Here is a 20,201-nt window from a genome sequence, read left to right on the forward strand (position 1 = left end):
CGTGCGTGTCAGTCGTGATCGAGGTGGTTCCTGGGCGGTGCGGCCGGGCTGCCCTCATACCGGTGTTGTATTCGGGCAGTCCGGCCGCGCCGTCAGGGGCCGCCTCGGCGCGGCTGGCACGTGCGGCAGTTCTCCGACGCGCTCTAAGGTCTAGGGCGTGCAAACGGTGGCAGTGCTCAGCCTCAAAGGCGGCGTGGGGAAGACCACGGTCGTGCTCGGCCTCGCGTCGGCCGCGCTGCGGCGGGGGGCGCGCACGCTGGTCGTCGACCTCGACCCGCAGTGCAACGCGACCACCACGCTCGACCCCGACGAGACGACGGCGACCCTGGCCGACGTGCTGGAGACGCCCCGCCCGGCGGTCCTGCGCGCGGCGATCGCGCCCAGCGCGTGGGACGGCGAGGTCGACGTCATGGTCGGGTCGGAGGACCTGGAGTCGCTCAACGACCCGGACCCCGGCACGAGCCGCCTGGAGAAGCTGGGTCGCGCGTTGGCGCAGGTCAGGAACATGATCGCCGAGGGTGAGCTGCCCTACCAGCTGGTCCTGATGGACTGCCCGCCGTCACTCGGACGGCTGACGCGGTCCGCCCTGGTGGCGGCGCAGGGCGCGCTCCTGGTGACCGAGCCCACGATCTACGCCGTCCAGGGCGCCCAGCGCGCCTTCGAGGCCGTGGAGAACACCCGCGACGAGTACAACCCGGCGCTCGTGCCGCTGGGCGTGGTGGTCAACCGGGTCCGCACCCACTCCTACGAGCACCAGTTCCGCATCGCCGAGCTGCGGGAGAACTTCGGGCGGCTGGTGATGCCGGTGGCCCTGCCCGACCGGCTGGCCGTCCAGCAGGCCCAGGGCGCGTGCATGCCGATCCACCAGTGGGGCACGCCGGGGGCGCGGGAGGTCGCGCTCGCGTTCAACCTGCTGCTCGCCCGGATCCTGCGCACCGGCAGCCGCGGCCGCCACCAGGCCGCCGAGTGGCCCCCGGAGGACGAAGAGGCTGAGTCGTCGGTAGGCGAGTAGGCCATGCCCGAGGGTGACACCGTCTACCAGGCCGCCGCCCGGCTCGCGGCGGTCCTGACCGACCGCGTGCTCACCACCGGCGACCTGCGCCACCCCCGACTGTCCACTGTGGACCTGCGCGGCCGCGTGGCGCTCGCGCCGCGGACGGTCGGCAAGCACCTGTTCCTGCGGTTCGACCGCGACCTGAGCTTCCACAGCCACCTCGGCCTCGACGGCACCTGGCAGGTCCTGCCCCGCGGCGCCCGCTGGCGCAAACCGGGGTTCCAGGCGCGCGCGGTGTTCGCCACCGAAGAGCACCAGGCAGTCGGATTCCTGTTGCACGAGATGGCTTTGCTGCCGACCGCCGACGAGGACCGGCTGGTCAGCCACCTCGGCCCCGACCTGCTCGACCCGACCTGGGATGAGACCCACGCCGCCCGCGCGCTGGAGCGGCTCACGGCCGTCCCGGACCGCGAGATCGGCGACGCACTGCTCGACCAGCGCGTCATGGCGGGCATCGGCAACGTCTACAAAGCCGAGATCTGCCACCTGCTCGGCGTCTCACCGTGGACACCTGTGTCCGATGTGGACTGTGCGGAAGCGATAATACTCAGCCGAAAACTGTTGGAACGCAACAAAATGTCCCCCGACCGCAACACGACAGGCGATCCGCGGCGAGGCCGGACACTGTGGGTCTACGGCCGCACCCGCGTCGGCTGCCTGCGCTGCGGCGGCCGCGTGATCGCGGGCTCACAAGGCGAAGGCGTCCGCGAACGGGTCGCCTACTACTGCCCGAACTGCCAGCCCGGACCGACCTAGGAGCACCAGAACAGCCAGCACGTCTGCGTCGTGGTGGTCGTCGTGGTGGGCCGCCGCGTCGTCGTGGTGGTGCGCGGGGGCGTCGTCGTGGTCGGCCGGGGCGGCGTCGTGGTGACCATCGTCTGTGTGGTGGTCGTGGTGGCGGAGTTCGCCGTGGTGGTCGTGACCGAGGTGGTCGACGTCGTGCTGCTGGTGGTCGTCGTCGTGCTGGTCAGGGCACTGGTGAGGACCGAGGTCGCGGGCGCCGCCGTGGACGTCAGCGGCACGGAGGTCGAGTCGACGATCGTGGACTCGGGCTCGGTGGTGGCCCCGACGGCCTCGCCATGGACCGCGGGCGCCGAGGATAAGCCCTGATAGAAGAGAGCCGCGGTGACGGCTCCGATGACCATGCCGAGCGCGGTCCGGTTCGGCTGGTTCAGCAGGTTCCGCACGTGTCCGGTCCCCTCCGCGCCGATCAGCCGATCTACGGTCAACCACGTGTGTGCAACCACCCACGCTGCGTGTGTTCGGGGACCTTATCAGTCCCCCGATCGGGGGAGTTAAGGCCCTCTTACGTTGAAGAAAAACGCGTTGTCAGCCGCGCGAAGACCGCATACGGTCCGAAGTACACGAGAGAGGAGGTGGTCCAACGGTGATTTCACTCAGGACACGTGAGGTGGCTGTCCGCTAGGACCACCCATCAACACGATGGTTTGCCGGCTCCGCACACGGCTGACACTGCCTGGCAGTGCCGTAGGGCGCGGGCGTGTGGTCGGCGAATACCAGGCAGTCACCCAGCCCTCGGGTTCCCAGGACTTAGTCCGCCCTGGGCCTGGCGTCCCGGCAACGGGAAGCCAGGAGCCAACCCGAGGGCTGCACTGTTCACGAGACGGATTGGGCAGTCTCGTGAGCCGTCGCCTCGCGGCGCGGCGTTGACCCCGTAGGTCTTCCCGTGGCGGTACCCGTCGCCCGCGTGGCGCGGGTCTTACATGGGTTTCCAGCGGGCTCGTTTCCTGTCGCCCCGCAACCCGGGGAGGACATGCCCGCGACCTCGTCCACGAGTTGAGCGAGGTTGCGGGCGGCGTTGAGATCGCGGTCCAGCACGACTCCGCACTGGTCGCAGTGGAACGATCGCTCGGACAAGCGCAGTTTGGCTTTCACCGCGCCACAGGCAGAGCAGGTCTTCGATGACGAGAACCACCGATCGGCCACATGCACCCGGCCACCGGCCCACTCGGATTTGTAGGTGATCTGACGGCGTAGCTCGGCCATGCCGACCCCAGCGACATGCCGGGCCAGACGCCTGTCGCGCAGCATCCCGGCCACGTGAAGGTCTTCGAGCACGATCGTCCCGTGGGTGCGGACCAGGCGGGTGGACAGCTTGTGCAGCCCGTCTCGGCGGGCGTCGGCCACCGCCGCGTGCAGGCGGACAATGCGGGCCTGGGTCTTGCGCCACCGATGTGATGGAGTCCGTCGGGTGCGCCGGTCCGGACCGACCCGTCGAGCCGCCTGCCTCCCCAACCTGCGCAATCTGGCCAACGCCAGGTCGAGGTGCCTCGGGTTGCGGATGACCTCCCCGGTGGAGAGCACCGCCAGCGACTTGATCCCGAGATCCACCCCCACAACGGACTTCGGTCGGGTGGGACCTCGGACACCACGTTGGATCTCCACGGAGAATGCACAGAACCAGCGCCCTCCCCGCGAGGTGATGGTGGCCGAGCGGATCCGGGCCGTACCGCGCTTGATGTGCCGGGCCAGTTTCCTGGTCGACTCGTGCGTACGCACCACCCCGATCCGTGGCACCCTCACGTGCCTGCGATCACCCTCGGTCAAACCGAACGAGCCGGTGGTGAACCGACACGACAGTCCGGCGCGTTTGCCCTTGAATCTAGGGAATCGGACCTTCGCACCGACGCGGATGCCGGTCTTCGAGGTGTTCCAGTTGCCCAGCGCTGTCGCAAGGTTCGCCAGGCCGGACGAGTACGCCTCTTTCGAGTTCTCCGGCCACCACGGCGCGGTGGTCTCCTTGGTCTGGTTCCACCGTTTCCGCAGGCTGTAGGCCGACCACGACACCGACGGTGTCAAATCCTGCTCGGCTACCCCGTAGGACCTTTCAGCCCCACGCTGACCCAGATTGGCCTTGATCAGAGCCAACCCCCAGTTGAAGGCGTAGCGCTGCGCGCCACAATGCGACCGCAACCCCGCCTCCTGCACTGGGGTTGGGTCGAGGGCGAACCGGTAGGACTGCAACACCATGGTCATCAGCACGGACCGTAGCGACCAGCACCTACAAGCGCCGTCAGGCCCCGTCTTCCACCTGTTGCAGCTTCCGCCACGCCTGGCCCGCGGCCCGTTCGGCGTCCTTCGCGTCGCGGCGGGCGACCTGCAAAGCGCGGCGGGCCTCCATCTCGGCCACTTCGGCGGCGTCGAGGGCCTGGTTGAGGTCGCGGACCTTCTTCTCCGCGGCGGCCACCGCGTCCTCGGCCTTCGCGATCGCCTTCTCGGCGGCGGCGCGTTCCCCTTCCGCCGCCTTGACTTTGGCCTTCGCTTCGGCGAGCGCCTGCTTGCGGGCCGCCGCCGCGTCGGCCTTCGGCTTGGCGGATTTGGGCTCCGCCTTCGGTTTCGGCTTCGGCGCGGGGACGGCGATCTCCAGTCCCGGCCACGCCGCGGCGATCGACAGGTCCTTCACCGACGCGACCCGGCCCGCCCGCAGCACCTCGCCTGCCTGCTCGTCGGCGATGGCGGCCGTCAGCATCTCCTCGATCTCGCGGGTGATCGACTCGCTCAGCGACTTGCCCGCCAGCGCGACCAGTTCGCGGATCAGCGTGGTCCGCCGCTGCGTCAACTCCCGCAGCGAAGCCCCCTCGGCGCCGCCGTGCGCGGCGCGCAGGTCGTCACCCAGTTCGGTGAGAGCGGCTACCTCGTCCGGGTGTTCGCGGGCGAGGCGGTTGACGAGCCAGGCCGCCTTGGTCGGCTTGGCCAGCTTCTCGATGACGGCGGCGCCCTCGGCGTCGCCGTCGGCGCGCGCCTGCTTGGCCAGCTCGCGCCGCGCGGCGATGAAGTCCTCCTGCGGCAGCCCGTACAGCTCGTCCACGGTCACACCGTCCATCATGGCCGAGCGGGCCGGGTGACACGATGTGGACGTGGTCTACCAGCAGCTCACCCGACGCGTCCTGTTCAAACTCGGTGGCGGCGACCCCGAGGTCGCCCACCACAGCACCATGGCGGGCCTCGCCCGCCTGGCCAAGGTCCGCCCCGCCGTCGCCACCCTGCGGCGCGTGTTCGGCACCCGGAAGACCACCACGGTCTTCGGCGTCGACTTCCCCGGCGTGGTCGGCCTGGCCGCGGGCATGGACAAGGACGGGCACGCGCTGCGGGCGTGGCCCGCGCTCGGGTTCGGGTTCGTCGAGGTCGGCACCGTCACCGCGCACCCCCAGCCGGGCAACCCGAAGCCGCGCCTGTTCCGGCTGACCGACAGCGAAGCCATCATCAACCGGATGGGCTTCAACAACGCGGGCGCCGACGCGCTGGCCTCCCGCCTGCGCGCCACCGGGCCCATCGGGGTGCCGCTGGGCATCAGCATCGGCAAGTCCAAGGTCACCCCGGTCGAGGACGCCGTCGAGGACTACCGCCACTCGCTGCGCGCCCTGCGCGAGTTCGGCGACTACTTCGCGATCAACGTCAGCTCCCCCAACACCCCCGGCCTGCGCGGACTCCAGGACCGCGAAGCCCTCGACGCGCTCGTCGGTGAACTGCGCGCCGAGTCGCCCAAGCCGCTGCTGGTCAAGATCGCCCCCGACCTGACCGACGACGCCATCGCCGAGGTCCTCCAGGTCTGCACCGACCACGGCGTGGACGGCATCATCGCCACGAACACCACCCTCAGCCGCGACGGCCTCGCCCCCGCCGACGCCACGACCGGAGCTGAGGCGGGCGGCCTCAGCGGACGCCCGCTGGCCAAGCGCGCGCGGGACGTCGTCGCGTTCGTGCACAAGGAAAGCGGCCTGCCGGTGATCGGCGTCGGCGGCATCTTCACCGCCGACGACGCGCTGCGCATGCTCGACGCGGGCGCCAGCCTGGTGCAGCTCTACACCGGATTCATCTACCAGGGCCCGCCGCTGGTCCGCCGGATCAACCGCGCGGTGAACGCTCGCTGACCTCGGCCCCGCGGGTGCGCCACCAGCGCAGCAGCGGGTAGGCCACGACGACGAACGCCGAGCCCCAGGCGATGCCCTCGATCCGCATCTGCCCGACGGTCAGCGTCAGGTTGCCCACGCCCGCGGCGACGGCGGCGGCGACCACGAGCAGGTTGACCGGGTCGTGGAAGTCGACCCGGTTGGCCTGCCAGATCCGCACGCCGACCAGGCCGATCATCCCGTAGAGCAGCAGCGTCGCCCCACCGACGACGCCGTCGGGCATGGTGTTGACCAGCGCGCCGACCTTGGGCGAGAGCGACAGCGCGATCGCGGCGACGGCGGCGATGGCGTAGGCGGCGGTGGAGTAGACCTTGGTGAGCGCCATGACGCCGACGTTCTCGGCGTAGGTGGTGGTGCCGGACCCGCCGCCCGCGCCCGCGAGGGTGGTGCTGAGCCCGTTGGCGATCAGCGCGTCGCCGACGCTGCCGTCGAGGTCGCGGCCGGTGACCGCGCCGATGGCCTTGACGTGCCCGACGTTCTCGGCGACCAGCACGATCACCGCGGGGATGACCAGCAGCACGACCGACGGCCGCAGCACGGGCGCGCTCATCTCCGGGAGCCCGAACCAGCCCGCGGCCGCCAGCGCGGCGAGGCGGTCGTCGTCGAGCCCGCCGGTGAACGCGGCGTAGAGCCAGCCGACGAGCACACCGATGAGAACCGACACCTGCGCGACGAGCCCCCGCGCGACCCCGCACAGCAGGATCACGCCGAGCGTCACGATCCCGACGACCGGCTGGTGCCCGAACGCCTCGGTCGCCTTGGGGGTCAGGTTGAGGCCGACGAGCACGACGACCGCGCCCGTGACGACCGGCGGCATGACCGACTCCAGCAGCCGCACCCCGAGCGCCTTGACCGCGATGCCGACACCCATCAGCAGCAGCCCGGCGACGAGCACCCCGCCGAGCTGCGCGGCCATGCCCTCGTCGCGGGTGGCCACGAGCGGGGCGATGAACGCGAACGACGAGCCGAGATAGCCGGGGACACGGTTGCGGGTGATGAGCAGGAAGAGCAGTGTGCCCACCCCGGAGAACAGCAGGGTGGTGGTCACGGGGAACCCGGTCGCGGCGGGCACGAGCACCGTCGCGCCGAACATCGCCGCCACGTGCTGGAACCCCAGCCCCACCGTCAACGGCCAGCTCAAGCGCTCATTCGCGGCGACGGCGGACCCGTCGCGCACGCGGCGGCCGTCGCCGTGCACGGACCACACCGTCAACGCCGCCTCCACCACGCCCGGGGATTTGTCGGTGCATGGTGCCACAGCGGGTAGTCGGCAAGTCGATACGACACTGTGATGTTCACACAGATGCTCTAGTCGACCCGGTGAGGATGACGGGCCCGTTACGCCAGGTGAAGCAGCGTCAGCGCGGCATCCAGGCGAGCGCGAGCGCGTACGGGTCGACCACGGTTCCCCGCCCGTGCGCGATCCAGTCGACGGCGACGTCGAGCATGCGGGTGGCGTGGGACGGGTCGATGCGCAGGGAGTCGACGATCTCCCAGAAGCGGGCTTCGTAGGCGGGCATGTCGGCCACGTGCGTGGACACGATGTCGTGCAGCTCGGCCGTGCTGATCATGGTGTCCATCGCGGGGCTCCCCTCGGTCGGTCAACGAGGAGACGTGCGTGTTTCTTGCCGATGACGTGGGAATTCAGGTGATCACAAGCACAGCGGCGATCACGCGGGACATGTATCCGCGCGGCTCAAGCCAAATCGCGCAGCGCGTGGGCCAAGGCAGCCAAGTGGTCGGTCGCGTCCGTCAGCTCCGTGCGGGGGCCGGGCTGTGAGCTGGCGGCCAGCGCGTGGCCCGCGGCGGCGACCAGGCGGCCGTAGCCGTCCAAGCCCTCGTCCAGCTGGTACCTGAGCCGGTCGACGCCAGCCGAGAGCGCCTGGCGGTCGCCCAGTGGGGCGTGGTCGCGGGCGCGTTCCACGGCGTGGAGTTGGGCGGCCAAGGCGCGCAGCGCGGTGGCGGCCTCGGTGCCGGTGGTGCGGGCCTGGGTGACCGAATCCCTTGGGACCAAAGCGCCGCGCGAAAGCTGGGTGAGCAGTTCGTTGAGGGTGTCTTCGGCCTCGTCGAGTCTGCGCATGGGTTCCCGGGCCGCCGAGCCGCGGGCAGGGAGCGGCTTGGGGATCCGGATGGGGTCGGGGAGGGGTTCCTTGTGCAGGCGCCACGAACGCATCCCCGCGGTGACGGCCATGAAGGTCGACACGGCGGCGGCGACGATCAGGACGCCGCCGCCCGCGCCGGGGTTGGCGACCGCCGTCTCCAGCACGATGGCGCCGCCGCCGGTGGTGACGCCGGTGGCCGTCCACAGCCGGGTGCGGCGAACCGCGCGCCTGCGCTGGCGGAGGACTTTGGCGCGCGGGTCGCGCCATTCGGCGATCTTGCCGCGGAGCTGGTCCGCGTAGGGGCCGCGCAGCTGTTCGGCTGCCAGCTCACCGAGCTTGATCAGCTCACGTCTGCGCGACCCCATCTCGCGTCTGTCAGGAGCCGGGCTGCGGGTTGGCCTGCTGCTCCTTGGCCACCCGCTGCTGGATCTCGGCCTGGATGTTGCTCGGGGTGGCCGCGGCCGGGCCCGAGGTGACCTGGCCCGCGACCGAGCCGCCCGCCATGGAGGCGCGGATCTGCTCGAGGCGCGAGTGGCCCGCCATCTCCGTGGTGGAGGCCTGGACCTCCATCATCCGGCCCTGCACCGAGTTCTGCGCCAGCTCGGCCTGGCCGAGGGCGGTGGTGTACCGCTTCTCGATCTTGTCGCGGACCTCCTCCAGCGACGGCGTGTTGCCCGGCGCGGCGAGTTCGCTCATCTGGTTGAGCGACTTGGAGACCTGCTCCTGCATCTTGGCCTGCTCCAGCTGGCTGAGCAGCTTGGTGCGCTCGGCGAGCTTGTTCTGCAGCACCATGGCGTTGCGCTCGACGGCGGTCTTGGCCGACGCGGCGGCCTGCAGCGCCTGGTCGTGCAGCGTCTTGAGGTCCTCGATGCCCTGCTCGGCGGTGACGAGCTGGGTGGCGAAGGACTGGGCGGCGTTCTCGAACTGCGTCGCCTTCTGCTCATCGCCCTTGCTGCGGGCCTCGTCGGCGAGGACGAGTGCCTGGCGCGCCGAGGCCTGGAGCTTCTCGACGTCGCCGAGCTGGCGGTTGAGCTTCATCTCCAACTGCCGCTGGTTGCCGATCACCGCCGCCGCCTGCTGCGAGAGCGCCTGGTGCTGGCGCTGCGCATCCTCGATGGCCTGCTGGATCTGCACCTTCGGGTCGGCGTGCTCGTCGATCTTCGACGAGAACGACGCCATGAGGTACTTCCAGAACTTCACGAACGGGTTGGCCATCTCCTCCGCCTGCCTTCTTCGTACCTGCCGTTTGCGGACTCACCGGAGTCCGCGCTGCCACCGATACGGCAACGCCCCGGCACCCTTGTGGGTTCCATCGTGTCAGGTACGCCGGAACCAGACCACCAGACCCGCCAGATTTCAGGGATCACTCTGAGGTCGACCCTGAGAGCCCTGAGTCGGGTCGGCTCAAGCCGCGAAGACCGCGCCTGCCCGGGTGCCCCCGAGCGCGGTGTCGATGCGGTGCGTCAGCACGGGCTGGATACGCAGGTCGGCGAGGTTCTCCCCCACCACGGCGGGCACGAGACGGCCGCCTTCGGCCGCCGCGCGGGCGCCGCCGGACCTGGTCTCGGCGTCGACCGCGGCCTGCTCGGGGAGCCCGCTGTCGACCATGCCGTTCTCCACGGCGGTGAGGGCGCTGATGTCGGCGGCCACGTGGTGCAGCAGCTCCGAGAGCGGCAGTTCCAGGGCGTCGCAGATCGCGGCGAGCAGTTCGCTGGAGGCTTCCTTGCGCCCGCGCTCGACCTCCGAGAGGTAGCCGAGGCTGACGCGCGCGCTGCGGGAGACCTCCCGCAGGGTGCGCTGCTGGTTGGTGCGGGCGTGTCGGAGCCGATCACCGATCGCCTCGCGCAAGAGCACGGTCATCGCGCACCTCCCTTCCTCCGGCGGACCTAGTCCGTGCGTCGCCTACGGCCCGGCGGGTAGCCGGGGCGAAGACAACGCGTGGCCGTCACCTTGCCAACGTTACCGACAGGCACGGCCGAAGCGCAGCGCCTTCGCGGGTAGTCCGCCAAGAGCGAACGATCCGCGGGCACCGAATGTTCCCAGCTAGGGGCCGGTGGACATGATCCGGTCAGGCACCGTCGGTGAGCACAACCTCACTCGATGAGCCTATCGACCTCGGCCGCGAGCAGGTCGAGCGCACCTCGAACAGCCCCCGTGCGGACGTCCTCGCGACCCCCGGGGACGGTGAGCCGCACCACCTGTGACCCGCGCGGACCCGCCAGCGCGACGCACACTGTGCCGACCGCCACACCGTCCTGCGGGTCGGGCCCGGCGACACCGGTCAGCCCGATACCGAGAGTGGCCCCGCACCGCGCGCGGGCGCCCTCGGCGAGCTGTCGGGCCACCTCTTCGTCGACCGGGCCGCGTTCGGCGAGCAGGTCGGCGTCCACGCCCGCCAAGTCCGTCTTCAGGTCCGTCCCATAGACGACGACACCGCCGCGCACGACAGCGCTGGCCCCGGGAACGCTCGTCAGCACCGCCGCGACCAGGCCCGCGGTCAGCGATTCGGCGGTCGCCACGGTCTGCCCACGCTCGCGCAGCCGGTCGACCAGGGCCGCGACCGGCTCGTAGTCCAGTCCCGGCACCAGCCGCAGCGGGGTCACTGGCCGATGGCCCGCTTGCCGCGGGCCCGCAGCCGCACGGCGCGCACCACGTAGTCGACGCCGGTGACCACGGTCAGCGCGACCGCGAGCGCCATCACCGTCCACGCGACGGGCAGCCAACCGGCGGGCAGTGGCAGCAGGAACAAGGTGATCGCGAAGATCTGGGTGAGGGTCTTGAGCTTGCCGCCCGGGCTGGCCGGGATGACACCGTGCCGGATCACCCAGAACCGCAGCAGCGTCACCCCGATCTCGCGCGCGGCGATGACCAGCGTCACCCACCACGGCAGGTCGCCGAGCACGCTCAGTCCGATCAGCGCGGCCCCGGTGAGCGCCTTGTCGGCGATCGGGTCGGCGATCTTGCCGAAGTCGGTGATGAGGCCGAGCTTGCGGGCGAGCTTGCCGTCGATGTGGTCGGTGATGGAGGCGATGCCGAACACGCCGGTCGCGATCAGCCGCCACGTCGTGTCGTGGCCGTCGCCCGCGAACAGGGCGAGCAGGAAGACAGGGACGAGCACCAGCCGCGACAGCGTCAGCACATTGGCGACGTTGAGGACCGGGACGACGGTGGGTTCGGGCAGGACCGGGTGGACCGGTTCGGCGGCGGCGTCGTCGCCGGTCGCGGCGGGGTTCATTGGGACGCCGGACGTTGGACGACCTCGATGGGCTCGACGACGAGGTCGACGCCCTCGGTGTCGATCACCGTGCAGCGGACGAGGTCGCCGACCGACAGGGATTCGACCAGCAGGGCGTTGGCGTCCCCATCAACCAGGACGCACTCGCCGTCGACCTCGGGGGCCTGGTGGGCGGCGCGGCCGGTGCAGTCCTCGTCGTCGGTCTCCTCGTGCTCGACGAGCACGACGACCTCGGACCCGATGCGGTCCTCGGCGCGCTGGGCGGTGAGCTCCTCGGCGAGCGCGGCGATGCGGGTGACCCGGGCGGCGATGGTGTCGGCGTCGAGCTTGCCGTCGAGGTGCTCGGCCTCGGTGCCGTCCTCGTCGGAGTAGCCGAACACGCCGACCGCGTCGAGCTTGGCCTCGGTGAGGAAACGCGCCAGCTCGTCGACGTCGGCCTCGGTCTCGCCGGGGAAGCCGACGATGACGTTGCTGCGGATGCCCGCCTCTGGCGCGGCGGCGCGGATCTGCTCGACCAGGCCGAGGAACGACTCGGTGTCGCCGAAGCGCCGCATCCGGCGCAGCACGGCGCCGCTGGAGTGCTGGAAGGACATGTCGAAGTAGTCGGCGACGCCCTCGGTGGCCGCGATGGCCTTCACCAGGCTCGGCTTGGTCTCGGCGGGCTGCAGGTAGGACACGCGGACCCGGTCGATGCCCGGCACGGCGGCCAGGCGGGTGAGCAGGGTTTCGAGGTGGCCTGAGCCGTCGAGGTCCTTGCCGTAGGACGTGGAGTTCTCGCTGACCAGGACCAGCTCGCGCACTCCCTCGCCCGCCAGCCACGCGGCCTCGCCGACGATCTCGTCGGGGGTGCGGGAGACGAAGGAGCCGCGGAAGGACGGGATCGCGCAGAACGAGCACCGCCGGTCGCAGCCGCTGGCGATCTTGACCGAGGCCACCGGGCCGTCGGCCAGCCGCACGCGCGGCACCCAGCCGTGGCCGGGAACGGTGACGTCCTGGGCGGCGGTCTGGCGCTTGACCGGGGTGATGGGCAGCAGGGTGCGGCGGTCGACCGGGGTGTGCGACTCGACGGCGTGCCCCGCGACGATGTCGCCGAGGCGCTCGGCCAGGTCGGGGTAGTGGTCGAAGCCCAGGACGGCGCTGGCCTCCGGCAGGCTCTCGGCCAGCTCGGAGCCGTACCGCTCGGCCATGCAGCCGACGGCGACGACCTTCGCCCCGGTGTCGGCGGCGGCGAGCAGGGTGTCGACGGAGTCCTTCTTGGCGGACTCGACGAAACCGCAGGTGTTGACGACGATGACGTCGGGCGCGGCGTCGTCGAGGTCGACGAGCTCCCAGCCGCCGCCGGAGAGCCGACCGGCCAGTTCCTCGGAGTCCACCTCATTGCGGGCACAGCCGAGGGTGAGCATGGCGACACGTCGGGACGAAGAGGGCACGGACACAGGGTAACCGCCTTTGGACTGCGAACTTGACACGGCGGCAGGGCCCTGGCGCTGGGGGCGACCGGGGCACTGGGGTTGGTCAATGCCACCGGCCGCCGGTGTCTATGGTGCCACTGCCTGCCCGGTCACCGCCCGTCAACCCGCTCGAAGACCGCCGCGAGGCCCTGGCCGCCGCCGATGCACATCGTTTCCAGGGCGTAGCGCGCGCCGCGGCGGTCGAGTTCGCGGAGCATGGTCGTCAGGATTCGGACGCCTGTGGCGCCGAGGGGGTGGCCGAGGGAGATGCCGGAGCCGTTGACGTTGGTGCGGTCCCAGTCCGACTCGGTGAACTTCCATTCCTCGGTGCACGCGAGGACCTGTGCGGCGAACGCCTCGTTCAGTTCGATCAGATCGATGTCGGCGAGGGTGAGACCCGCTCGGGACAGGGCCTTCTCGGTGGCGGGGACCGGGCCGATGCCCATGGTCTTGGGTGGCACGCCCGCACTCGCCCAGGTCACCAGCCGCGCCAGGGGGCGCAGGCCGAGTTCGGCGGCCTTCTCGGGGGTGGTCACCAGGCAGGCGGCGGCGCCGTCGTTCTGGCCACTGGCGTTACCTGCCGTGACCGTGGCGTCCGGGTCGGCCCGCATGATCGGCTTCAGGCCCGAGAGGCTCTCCAAGGTGGTCTCCGGGCGCGGGTGCTCGTCGCGGTCGACCACGGTGTCCCCGCGCCTGCCCGGGACGGTCACCGGGACGATCTCGTCGGCGAACCGGCCCGCCTCGATCGCGGCCACTGCCCGGGCGTGCGACCGGACCGACAGTTCGTCCTGGGCGACCCGCGAGATGCCGTACTCGCGCCGGAGATTCTCGGCGGTCTCCAGCATGCCGCCGTCGACCGGGTGGTTGACGCCGCCCGCCGTGACCCGAGCGCGGGCGAGGCGGTCGTGGAGTTCCACGCCCGTGCCCTTGACGCCCCAGCGCATCGCCGAGGAGTAGAACTCGACCTGGCTCATGCTCTCCGCGCCGCCCGCCAGCACGACGTCGTTGACGCCGGTCTGGACGCGCATGGCGGCGTCGAGCACCGCCTGGAGTCCGGAGCCGCAGCGGCGGTCGAGTTGCAGGCCGGGGACCGTGACCGGCAGGCCCGCGTCCAGGGCGGCCACGCGGCCGAGGGCGGGGGCGTCGCCGTTGGGGTAGCACTGGCCGAAGACGACGTCCTCGATCACCTCGGGGGCGATGCCGGTGCGGCGCAGCAGATCCTGGATCACGGTGGCGGCCAGGGTGGTGACGGGGACGTCCTTGAACACCCCGCCGAACCGACCGACGGCGGTGCGGACGGGTTCGCAGATCACGGCATCGCGCATGGGCGTCATTCTGCCCCGGCCCGACCCCGCGAAAGCCACCCCGCGCCATCAGGGAAAACTCCGGGGACGACCCCGATGCCGTCCGCCCGAGGCCGGGTGATGGTGGAGGAGTGACCTTCGCCGGAATACCTCTGTGGCTGCTGGGCTGCGCCGCGCTCGTGCCCGCCGCCGTGTTCGCGTTCATCCATCCGAGGGAGGACGCGTCCGGCGCGCGGGCGTGGTTACTGCGGTGGGCGCACCCGCTCGGCTGGGTGCTGCTGTCGACCGCCTGTTTCGCCGGGATCCTGGTGTCGGGGACGGCCGCCTACTACACCGCGCTGGCCGGGCTTGCCTCGTTCCTCGGCTTCTTCGGCGCGCTCAGCACTGGTGAGCGGAAACAGGTTCCCCCACCTGTTTAGATCCTCCTTGTGAAGCCGTCCGTACTGGTGCGCCGCGCCAGGACCACCGATGTCCGCTCGATCAAGGCCATTGTCGACACCTACGTCGGCCGCGTGCTGCTGGCCAAGGAACTCGTGACGCTCTATGAGAACGTCCAGGAGTTCTGGGTAGCCGAGATCGACGGCGAGCTGGTCGGCTGCGGCGCGCTGCACGTGCTGTGGGAGGACATCGCCGAGATCCGCACCATCGCGGTGCTGCCGTCGGCGATCGGCAAAGGGGTCGGGCACGCGCTGGTCGACCGGCTGCTGGCCACGGCGCGCGAGTTGGAGCTGGGGCGGATCTTCGTGCTGACCTTCGAGACCGAGTTCTTCGCCAGGCACGGGTTCGTCGAGATCGAGGGCACCCCGGTGTCCCCGGAGGTCTACGAGGAGATGCGCCGCTCGATGGACGAGGGTGTCGCGGAGTTCCTTGACCTGCCGTATGTGAAGCCCAACACCCTGGGCAACACCCGCATGCTGCTCAAACTCTAATTATTCGAGTAATCACTCGAAGAGTCTTGACTAGATGAGTCACGGTCCGACAGGATCGTGGCTGTGCGACGTGAAACCGCGCTGACCGTCGAGCAGCTGGCCGCCGAGGCCGCGCTGCCGACCAGCACCATCCGGATGTACCAGACGAGGGGACTGCTGCATCCGCCCCGGCGCGAGGGCCGCACGGCCCGCTATGACGCGTCGCATGTCGAGCGGCTCGGGCTGGTGAACAGGTTGCAGCAGCGGGGTTTCTCGCTGCCCGCGATCGCCGAGCTGATCGCCGCGCGGGACCTGGGGGCCCGCGTCGGCGATGTGCTCGGCCTCACCGGATCGGGCGGCCCGGACGACTGGGTGCCCGTGGGGGTCCGGGAGCTGCGGACGCTGGTCTCCGCGCGAGACCTGCGTCCGCAGCTGTTCCGGCGGGCGAGTCGGATGGGCCTGGTCCGCTGGCAGCGAGGCCGTCCGTTCGTGCGCCGGTGGGCGCTGGACAGCGGCACCGCGATGGCGAACCTCTCCATCCCGCCCACCGAGGTCCTCGACGCCTTCGACCGGCTGCGCACGCAGACCGACCGGATCGCCGCCGACTTCGTCGACGTCTTCGAGCGCATCCTGTGGCCCGACCTGTCGAGCCGGGCGGCCAGCGACGACCAGCTCGACCGGGTCAAGACGCTGCTGGTCGAGCTGACCGAGTCGGCTCAGGGCGTGGTCGCGGGCGCGCTGCGCGAGTCGATCCGCGACGCGGCGGAGGCATTCGCCCGCAAACACGACCTGCTGCCCGACGACGGCGTGCCGACCTGGGCCGGGCACACGGTCCCCGTGCTCGCCGAGCGGCTCGAACGCGCGGCCGCCCATCCGGACGAGCCGCTGGACGCCGACATCGAGGCCTACATCGCCGAGGTCGCCGCCGAACCTGGGGAACGCTGATGCTCACCGTCAATCCGGCCTGGCACGCCCAGGCCCGCGCCGAGGGACTCGTCGTCTTCGCAGGCGCCGACCTCGTCTACCTGGTCCCCGACGTCCCCGCCGCCGACGCGCACCGGCTCGCCGCGCTGTTCGACGGACGCGACGTCGAGCCCACCGACCTGCCCGAATCCACCCGCGCCGTGCTGCCGCAGCTGCAGACCCTCGGCGCGCTGCGTCCCGCGGCACTGCCGCGCGACGGGGCGGCGCGGACGCTCAGCGTCGGCACCCAGATCCTGGGCGACGCCTCCCCCGAGCTGACCGCCGCCTTGGCCGCCGCGTTCCCGCCGGTCGCCGCGCCGGACGTGCTCGTGGTCGTGCGGACCACCGCGCGGCTGGCCGAGCTGGTCGGCCTGAGCGCCGGACTTGTCCAGAGTGGACAGATCCATGTGCTGCTCGACCTGGCCTTCCACCACACGATCGCCCTCGGGCCGCTCGTCGTCCCCGGCGCGAGTTCATGCCTGGAATGCCTGGCCCGCCGCGCCGGGCAGCGCTGGGGCGACCCGAAGCCGCCGCCCGCGCCCAAGGCCGCCGCCCACCCGGACCTGCCCGTCACCCTGGCCGCGCACGCCCTGCGCGAACTCGGCGACGGCTCGCTCGCGCTGCTCCAGCGCACCATCGCCTACGACTTGAACACGCTCGCGACCACGGCAGAGGACGTCCTGCCCAGCGCCGACTGCGCCAGCTGCGCCCGACCGCACCCCGGCCGGATCACCCTCCCCTGGGAACAGGAATGACTCCGTTACGCCTGCCCGACCAGTTCAGCCCCGACGCCCTCGCCGCCACCGCCGCGACACCCACCTGTTGCTGTTGCTGCTGTTGCTGCCTGGCCACCACCCTTACAGCCCCGATCGTCCTGCACGGCGACCTGCGCAATGAGCTGAAGGAAGTCCAAGCCGACACGAAGGTCGCCCCTGTGGTCGCGGCCCTCATCTGGCCCGCGCTGCTCGCCGCCGTGTTCTACGTGCTCGGCGAAACCGACAGCGACAGGTGGCTCCTGCTCACCGTCGGGTGCGTGGCCGCCGCCGCGGCGGTCAGCGCGGCCGTCGCGGGCGGCGCCGGGTCCACCCGCCCGTTCGCGGCGGCAGGGAGGGTGCTCATGTTCGCGTTGATGTTCACCGTCGAGTTCTTCCTCGGCGCCTTCCTCGTAATGCTCTACGGGCTCTATCTGCTCGTCGGACCGATCGTGGCGGCCATGGCCATCAAGGGCGCACTCAAGGCGTACCGATGAGGCCCCCGCTGTCGGCCCTCCTGCTCGACCGCGCGGTCGGGTGGCGCCAGGGTGTGGTGTCCCGCCTACAGGAGACTCCATCCTCACTGTCTGATGTAGACGTTCCTGGCTTCGCGGCCATCCCCGACCCCTCCACCACCGGAGGCACCTCGGGCGGCGTGGGCTTCGACGCCGAGTCCGCCCGCCTGGCCGCCCTGGCCGAAGCCCTGGAGCGCCACGCCGCCACCCGTTGTCCACTGGAGACAGTCGAGGACGGCCCCCGCTGGCTCATCGACACCTTCACCCTGCACTCGCCTGCCCAGCAAGCCGCCCCGGACTTTCCGTTCTCCGGATACCGGAACCCGGACTACACGAACGCGTGGACGCTGCCGGACAACGAGCCCGTCCAGGTCCCCGCGGGCCTGCTCTCACTCGACGCCCGGCACGGCCTGCCGTCCACGTCCTCCGGCCTCGCCGCGGGCCCGTCCGCCACCGTCGCGCTCACCGCCGCCATCAGCGAACTCATCGAGCGCGACGCCCTCACCACGGTCTGGCTGCACGGCCTGGCCCCGAACCAGGTCGCACTCCCCGACCGACTGACCGACCCGGTCCACGCCCTGAACGGCGAGATCACCGCGTTCGACCTGACCCCCGCCTACAGCCCTTACCCGGTCGCGGCCGTCGCGGGCACCCTGCCGGTGGCGGGCGTGCCGCGGCCGACGCTCGGGCTGGCGTGCAAGCCGACCTGGGCGGAAGCGCTCGACAAGGCGTGGCTGGAGTGGTGCCAGGGCACGGTGTTCATCCGCGTCCGCCTCGGCGACACCGAGCCGCTGCGCCCGGACCAGGTCACCGACTTCGACAAACACGCCGTCCACTACGCCCACGCGTTCGACCAGTGGGCCGACCTCCCGTTCTGGCGCGGCCGCACCGGCACCCCGCCCGCCGACTCCGCACCAGGGCTGAAGAATCTGGTCGACGCGCTCGCCGCCGCCGACATCCGGCTCGCCTACCGCGATCTCACGACCCCGGAACTGGCCGCCGTCGGCCTGCACTGCGTCCGCGCGCTCTCCCCGGATTTGACTCCTCTGCACCCCGACCACCGGTGGCCACACCTGGGCGGCCGCGCAGGTGAGCTGTCGTGGCGCTTCCCGGACTTGACCCCGCACACCGCCTTCCCGTCCCCATTCCCGCACCCATTGGGCTGAGCCGATGACGTTCGACGAGTTCTGGACCGAGACGAGCCTCTCCACCCTCACCCAGCGCGCGTTCGCCGACCGCATGGCCGACCACCGCACCGCCCCGACCACGCTGGATCCATTCGTTCTGCCTACCCAACCGGTCCCCCTGCCCCGGCCGACGGACCGGCTCGCCCGCCTGTTCGGCACGCGCCGCAGCGAGCGGGAGTTCACCGACGGCCCGCTGTCGCGCCGGGACCTCGGCGGCGTCCTGAGTGCCCTGGCCGCGCCCGAGCCAGGTCGCCGCGCCTACCCGTCGGCGGGTGGCCTCAACGCGGTGCGCGCCTATCCGATCCTGATCAACGCCGACCACGAGCTGAGCGGCCGCGTCACGCGGTACGACGCCGCGGCGCACGCGCTGCAGGACCTGACCGAGTGTCCTCAGTGGAGTGACCTGTCCCGGTTGGTCGGCACCGTGGGTGACGCCCCGCAGCTCGCGGTCGTCCTCGTGCTCGACGACACCGCGCAGTTCGCCAAGTACGGGCCGCGCGCGGGCCGGTTCGGCCTGATCGAGGCGGGCGCGGCGGCCCAGTCGCTCGCGCTGCGCGTCGCCGAACAGGGGCTCGCGGGATACCTGCTGGGAGGGGGTGCCGACCGGGAACTCCTGGGGTTGCTGGGGTTGACTTCGGACCGGGTAAGGGTGGCCGGAACGTACGTCTGCGGCCGGAAAGCCAGGCGTGGCCGGGTTTTCACGCGCCGGTCACCCATCCTTGAGGTGACCTAGCCCGAACGGTGGTGCCGAAAACCGTTGGGACGGTGCGTAATTGGCGCAACCGGTCCACAGCGGGTGGACCGACGGTCTCAAGGGAGATCCGTGGCCACGTCAACCCTGCGGCACACCGCGCGCGGCGCCTTCGCCGCCATCGTCGCCGCCTTCGCGCTCATCCTGGGCGCGGGCACCGCGTCCGCCGAACTCAGCCCGGCCGACCTGCGCGCGACCACCGACACGTACCTGTTCAGCCAGTCGCTGAACACCTTCCAGAACACCCGCGCGGCGCGGCCCTACGCCAGCCAACTCGACTGGTCCTCCGACGGCTGCTCGAACTCCCCCGACAACCCGTTCGGCTTCAACTTCGTCAAGGCGTGCTACCGCCACGACTTCGGCTACCGCAACTACAAGAAGCAGGGCCGGTTCAACGAGACCACCCGCCTGAGCATCGACAATAAGTTCAAGAGCGACCTCTACACGATCTGCAACGGCAACTGGGCGTGCAACCGCACCGCCGACGTGTACTACCAGGCCGTCCGCACCTTCGGCGGCGGTTCCTGATCTGCCTGACCCAGGCGGGCTACTCCGCCTGGGTCACCTTCAGGGTGAGGACCTTGGCGTCGACGTCGAGGCCGACCACCTCGACTTTGTACGCGCCCGCGTTCGCCGCGGTGGTGAACTTCTTGTTCGAGTGCAGTTCGAGGACCTGCGGCGCCATCTTGGCGACGGTGACGGCCACCTTGACCTTGGCGTCGCCCTCCCAGACGCAGACGTTGCCCGGCTTGCAGCGGCTGTCCTCGACGAGTTCCTGGTAGGCAACGGTCACGTCGCCGGTCGACAGTCGGACCGAGCCGCCCTTGTCGACGGGGAAGTCGGCGCCGAGCGCGGGGCCCGCCGGGGTGGGCTGGGTTGTCATGTCTCCACCATTACCAGTGTCCGGGGACTTTCCGCCCGCTTGGGCGCAGGCGGTCGCGGTCAACAGGGCCGCGATGGCGATGGCCCGGAGGACGCCGTTCAGCATGGTCACTCCTTCAGTGTCACCGCTGAGACGGAGGTTCCTGGGTACGGGGTTGCTCGCGGT

The 20,201-nt window shown here is 71.0% G+C and carries 24 protein-coding genes; 12 read left to right on the top strand and 12 right to left on the bottom strand.

The genetic code is table 11. From position 1 onward, the window contains the following. Positions 1-157 precede the first annotated feature (157 nt). From ACSHT8_RS13065 to ACSHT8_RS13075, 3 genes are read left to right on the top strand one after another with little or no spacing between them, the layout of a single operon-like run. A complete protein-coding gene (locus ACSHT8_RS13065) occupies positions 158-1,012 on the top strand; it encodes a ParA family protein (protein WP_436500981.1) in 855 nt (284 codons plus the stop codon). Positions 1,013-1,015: 3 nt separating this feature from the next. Beyond that, positions 1,016-1,810 (top strand): DNA-formamidopyrimidine glycosylase family protein, encoded by a 795-nt coding sequence (locus ACSHT8_RS13070; protein WP_436500983.1) that lies wholly within the window; start codon positions 1,016-1,018, stop codon positions 1,808-1,810. A gap of 30 nt (positions 1,811-1,840) precedes the next feature. Next, a complete protein-coding gene (locus ACSHT8_RS13075; RefSeq protein WP_436500985.1) occupies positions 1,841-2,164 on the top strand; it encodes a hypothetical protein in 324 nt (107 codons plus the stop codon). Positions 2,165-2,671: 507 nt separating this feature from the next. Here ACSHT8_RS13075 and tnpB read toward each other — a convergent pair. Next, positions 2,672-4,051 (bottom strand): IS607 family element RNA-guided endonuclease TnpB, encoded by a 1,380-nt coding sequence (gene tnpB, locus ACSHT8_RS13080; RefSeq protein ID WP_436500986.1) that lies wholly within the window; start codon positions 4,049-4,051, stop codon positions 2,672-2,674. Positions 4,052-4,088: 37 nt separating this feature from the next. Further along, complete coding sequence (locus tag ACSHT8_RS13085; protein WP_436500988.1) at positions 4,089-4,889, bottom strand: hypothetical protein; 801 nt, start codon at positions 4,887-4,889, stop codon at positions 4,089-4,091. 43 nt (positions 4,890-4,932) lie between these two features. On the opposite strand from ACSHT8_RS13085, the gene ACSHT8_RS13090 reads away from it, so the two are divergent. Beyond that, a complete protein-coding gene (locus ACSHT8_RS13090) occupies positions 4,933-5,946 on the top strand; it encodes a quinone-dependent dihydroorotate dehydrogenase (RefSeq protein WP_436500990.1) in 1,014 nt (337 codons plus the stop codon). Here the strand turns inward: ACSHT8_RS13090 and ACSHT8_RS13095 are convergent. The 9 genes from ACSHT8_RS13095 to ACSHT8_RS13135 form a co-directional block, all read right to left on the bottom strand. Continuing rightward, positions 5,921-7,192 carry a uracil-xanthine permease family protein gene (locus ACSHT8_RS13095; protein WP_436502058.1) on the bottom strand — a complete coding sequence of 424 codons (1,272 nt, stop codon included), beginning with the start codon at positions 7,190-7,192 and terminating at the stop codon, positions 5,921-5,923. The genes ACSHT8_RS13090 and ACSHT8_RS13095 overlap by 26 nt on opposite strands. A 151-nt stretch (positions 7,193-7,343) precedes the next feature. Continuing rightward, the gene (locus tag ACSHT8_RS13100; RefSeq protein ID WP_436500992.1) at positions 7,344-7,565 is read right to left on the bottom strand and encodes a hypothetical protein; all 222 of its coding nucleotides are present in this window, start codon (positions 7,563-7,565) and stop codon (positions 7,344-7,346) included. 116 nt (positions 7,566-7,681) lie between these two features. After that, positions 7,682-8,452, bottom strand: coding sequence for a phage shock envelope stress response protein PspM (gene pspM, locus ACSHT8_RS13105; protein ID WP_436500994.1), 771 nt, complete (start codon positions 8,450-8,452; stop codon positions 7,682-7,684). Positions 8,453-8,462: 10 nt separating this feature from the next. Continuing rightward, complete coding sequence (locus ACSHT8_RS13110) at positions 8,463-9,302, bottom strand: PspA/IM30 family protein (RefSeq protein WP_436500996.1); 840 nt, start codon at positions 9,300-9,302, stop codon at positions 8,463-8,465. Between the two features lie 189 nt (positions 9,303-9,491). Further along, complete coding sequence (locus tag ACSHT8_RS13115; RefSeq protein WP_436500998.1) at positions 9,492-9,947, bottom strand: helix-turn-helix domain-containing protein; 456 nt, start codon at positions 9,945-9,947, stop codon at positions 9,492-9,494. A gap of 233 nt (positions 9,948-10,180) precedes the next feature. Next, entirely contained in the window at positions 10,181-10,690 is a 510-nt protein-coding gene (locus ACSHT8_RS13120) for a CinA family protein (protein ID WP_436501000.1), read from the bottom strand. Continuing rightward, positions 10,687-11,322, bottom strand: a complete 636-nt coding sequence (pgsA, locus tag ACSHT8_RS13125) for a CDP-diacylglycerol--glycerol-3-phosphate 3-phosphatidyltransferase (protein ID WP_436501002.1) — start codon at positions 11,320-11,322, stop codon at positions 10,687-10,689. The genes ACSHT8_RS13120 and pgsA overlap by 4 nt, the downstream gene beginning before the upstream one ends. Then, positions 11,319-12,725 (bottom strand): 30S ribosomal protein S12 methylthiotransferase RimO, encoded by a 1,407-nt coding sequence (rimO, locus tag ACSHT8_RS13130; protein ID WP_436502059.1) that lies wholly within the window; start codon positions 12,723-12,725, stop codon positions 11,319-11,321. The genes pgsA and rimO overlap by 4 nt, the downstream gene beginning before the upstream one ends. 158 nt (positions 12,726-12,883) lie before the next feature. Then, positions 12,884-14,098, bottom strand: a complete 1,215-nt coding sequence (locus ACSHT8_RS13135; protein WP_436501004.1) for an acetyl-CoA C-acetyltransferase — start codon at positions 14,096-14,098, stop codon at positions 12,884-12,886. A gap of 110 nt (positions 14,099-14,208) precedes the next feature. Here ACSHT8_RS13135 and ACSHT8_RS13140 point away from each other — a divergent pair, with 110 nt between their 5' ends. The 8 genes from ACSHT8_RS13140 (at position 14,209) to ACSHT8_RS13175 (ending at position 19,681) form a co-directional block, all read left to right on the top strand. Further along, positions 14,209-14,496: a hypothetical protein gene (locus ACSHT8_RS13140; protein ID WP_436501006.1), complete on the top strand. Its 288-nt coding sequence runs from the start codon at positions 14,209-14,211 to the stop codon at positions 14,494-14,496. 9 nt (positions 14,497-14,505) lie between these two features. Continuing rightward, the gene (locus tag ACSHT8_RS13145; protein WP_436501008.1) at positions 14,506-15,006 is read left to right on the top strand and encodes an amino-acid N-acetyltransferase; all 501 of its coding nucleotides are present in this window, start codon (positions 14,506-14,508) and stop codon (positions 15,004-15,006) included. Positions 15,007-15,069: 63 nt separating this feature from the next. Beyond that, positions 15,070-15,930 (top strand): MerR family transcriptional regulator, encoded by an 861-nt coding sequence (locus tag ACSHT8_RS13150; RefSeq protein ID WP_436501010.1) that lies wholly within the window; start codon positions 15,070-15,072, stop codon positions 15,928-15,930. Further along, the gene (locus ACSHT8_RS13155) at positions 15,930-16,703 is read left to right on the top strand and encodes a hypothetical protein (protein WP_436501012.1); all 774 of its coding nucleotides are present in this window, start codon (positions 15,930-15,932) and stop codon (positions 16,701-16,703) included. Before ACSHT8_RS13150 ends, ACSHT8_RS13155 begins: the two co-directional genes overlap by 1 nt. Beyond that, entirely contained in the window at positions 16,700-17,197 is a 498-nt protein-coding gene (locus tag ACSHT8_RS13160) for a hypothetical protein (protein ID WP_436501014.1), read from the top strand. Before ACSHT8_RS13155 ends, ACSHT8_RS13160 begins: the two co-directional genes overlap by 4 nt. Continuing rightward, positions 17,194-18,381: a YcaO-like family protein gene (locus ACSHT8_RS13165; RefSeq protein ID WP_436501016.1), complete on the top strand. Its 1,188-nt coding sequence runs from the start codon at positions 17,194-17,196 to the stop codon at positions 18,379-18,381. Before ACSHT8_RS13160 ends, ACSHT8_RS13165 begins: the two co-directional genes overlap by 4 nt. A 4-nt stretch (positions 18,382-18,385) precedes the next feature. Continuing rightward, positions 18,386-19,135 carry a nitroreductase family protein gene (locus tag ACSHT8_RS13170; protein ID WP_436501018.1) on the top strand — a complete coding sequence of 250 codons (750 nt, stop codon included), beginning with the start codon at positions 18,386-18,388 and terminating at the stop codon, positions 19,133-19,135. 90 nt (positions 19,136-19,225) lie between these two features. After that, a complete protein-coding gene (locus tag ACSHT8_RS13175) occupies positions 19,226-19,681 on the top strand; it encodes a phospholipase (protein ID WP_436501019.1) in 456 nt (151 codons plus the stop codon). 19 nt (positions 19,682-19,700) lie between these two features. On the opposite strand, the gene ACSHT8_RS13180 is transcribed toward ACSHT8_RS13175, so the two are convergent. Beyond that, positions 19,701-20,141, bottom strand: coding sequence for a hypothetical protein (locus tag ACSHT8_RS13180; protein ID WP_436501021.1), 441 nt, complete (start codon positions 20,139-20,141; stop codon positions 19,701-19,703). Positions 20,142-20,201: the final 60 nt, after the last annotated feature.

The organism is Actinokineospora sp. HUAS TT18, from assembly GCF_051364635.1.
Classification (GTDB): domain Bacteria; phylum Actinomycetota; class Actinomycetes; order Mycobacteriales; family Pseudonocardiaceae; genus Actinokineospora.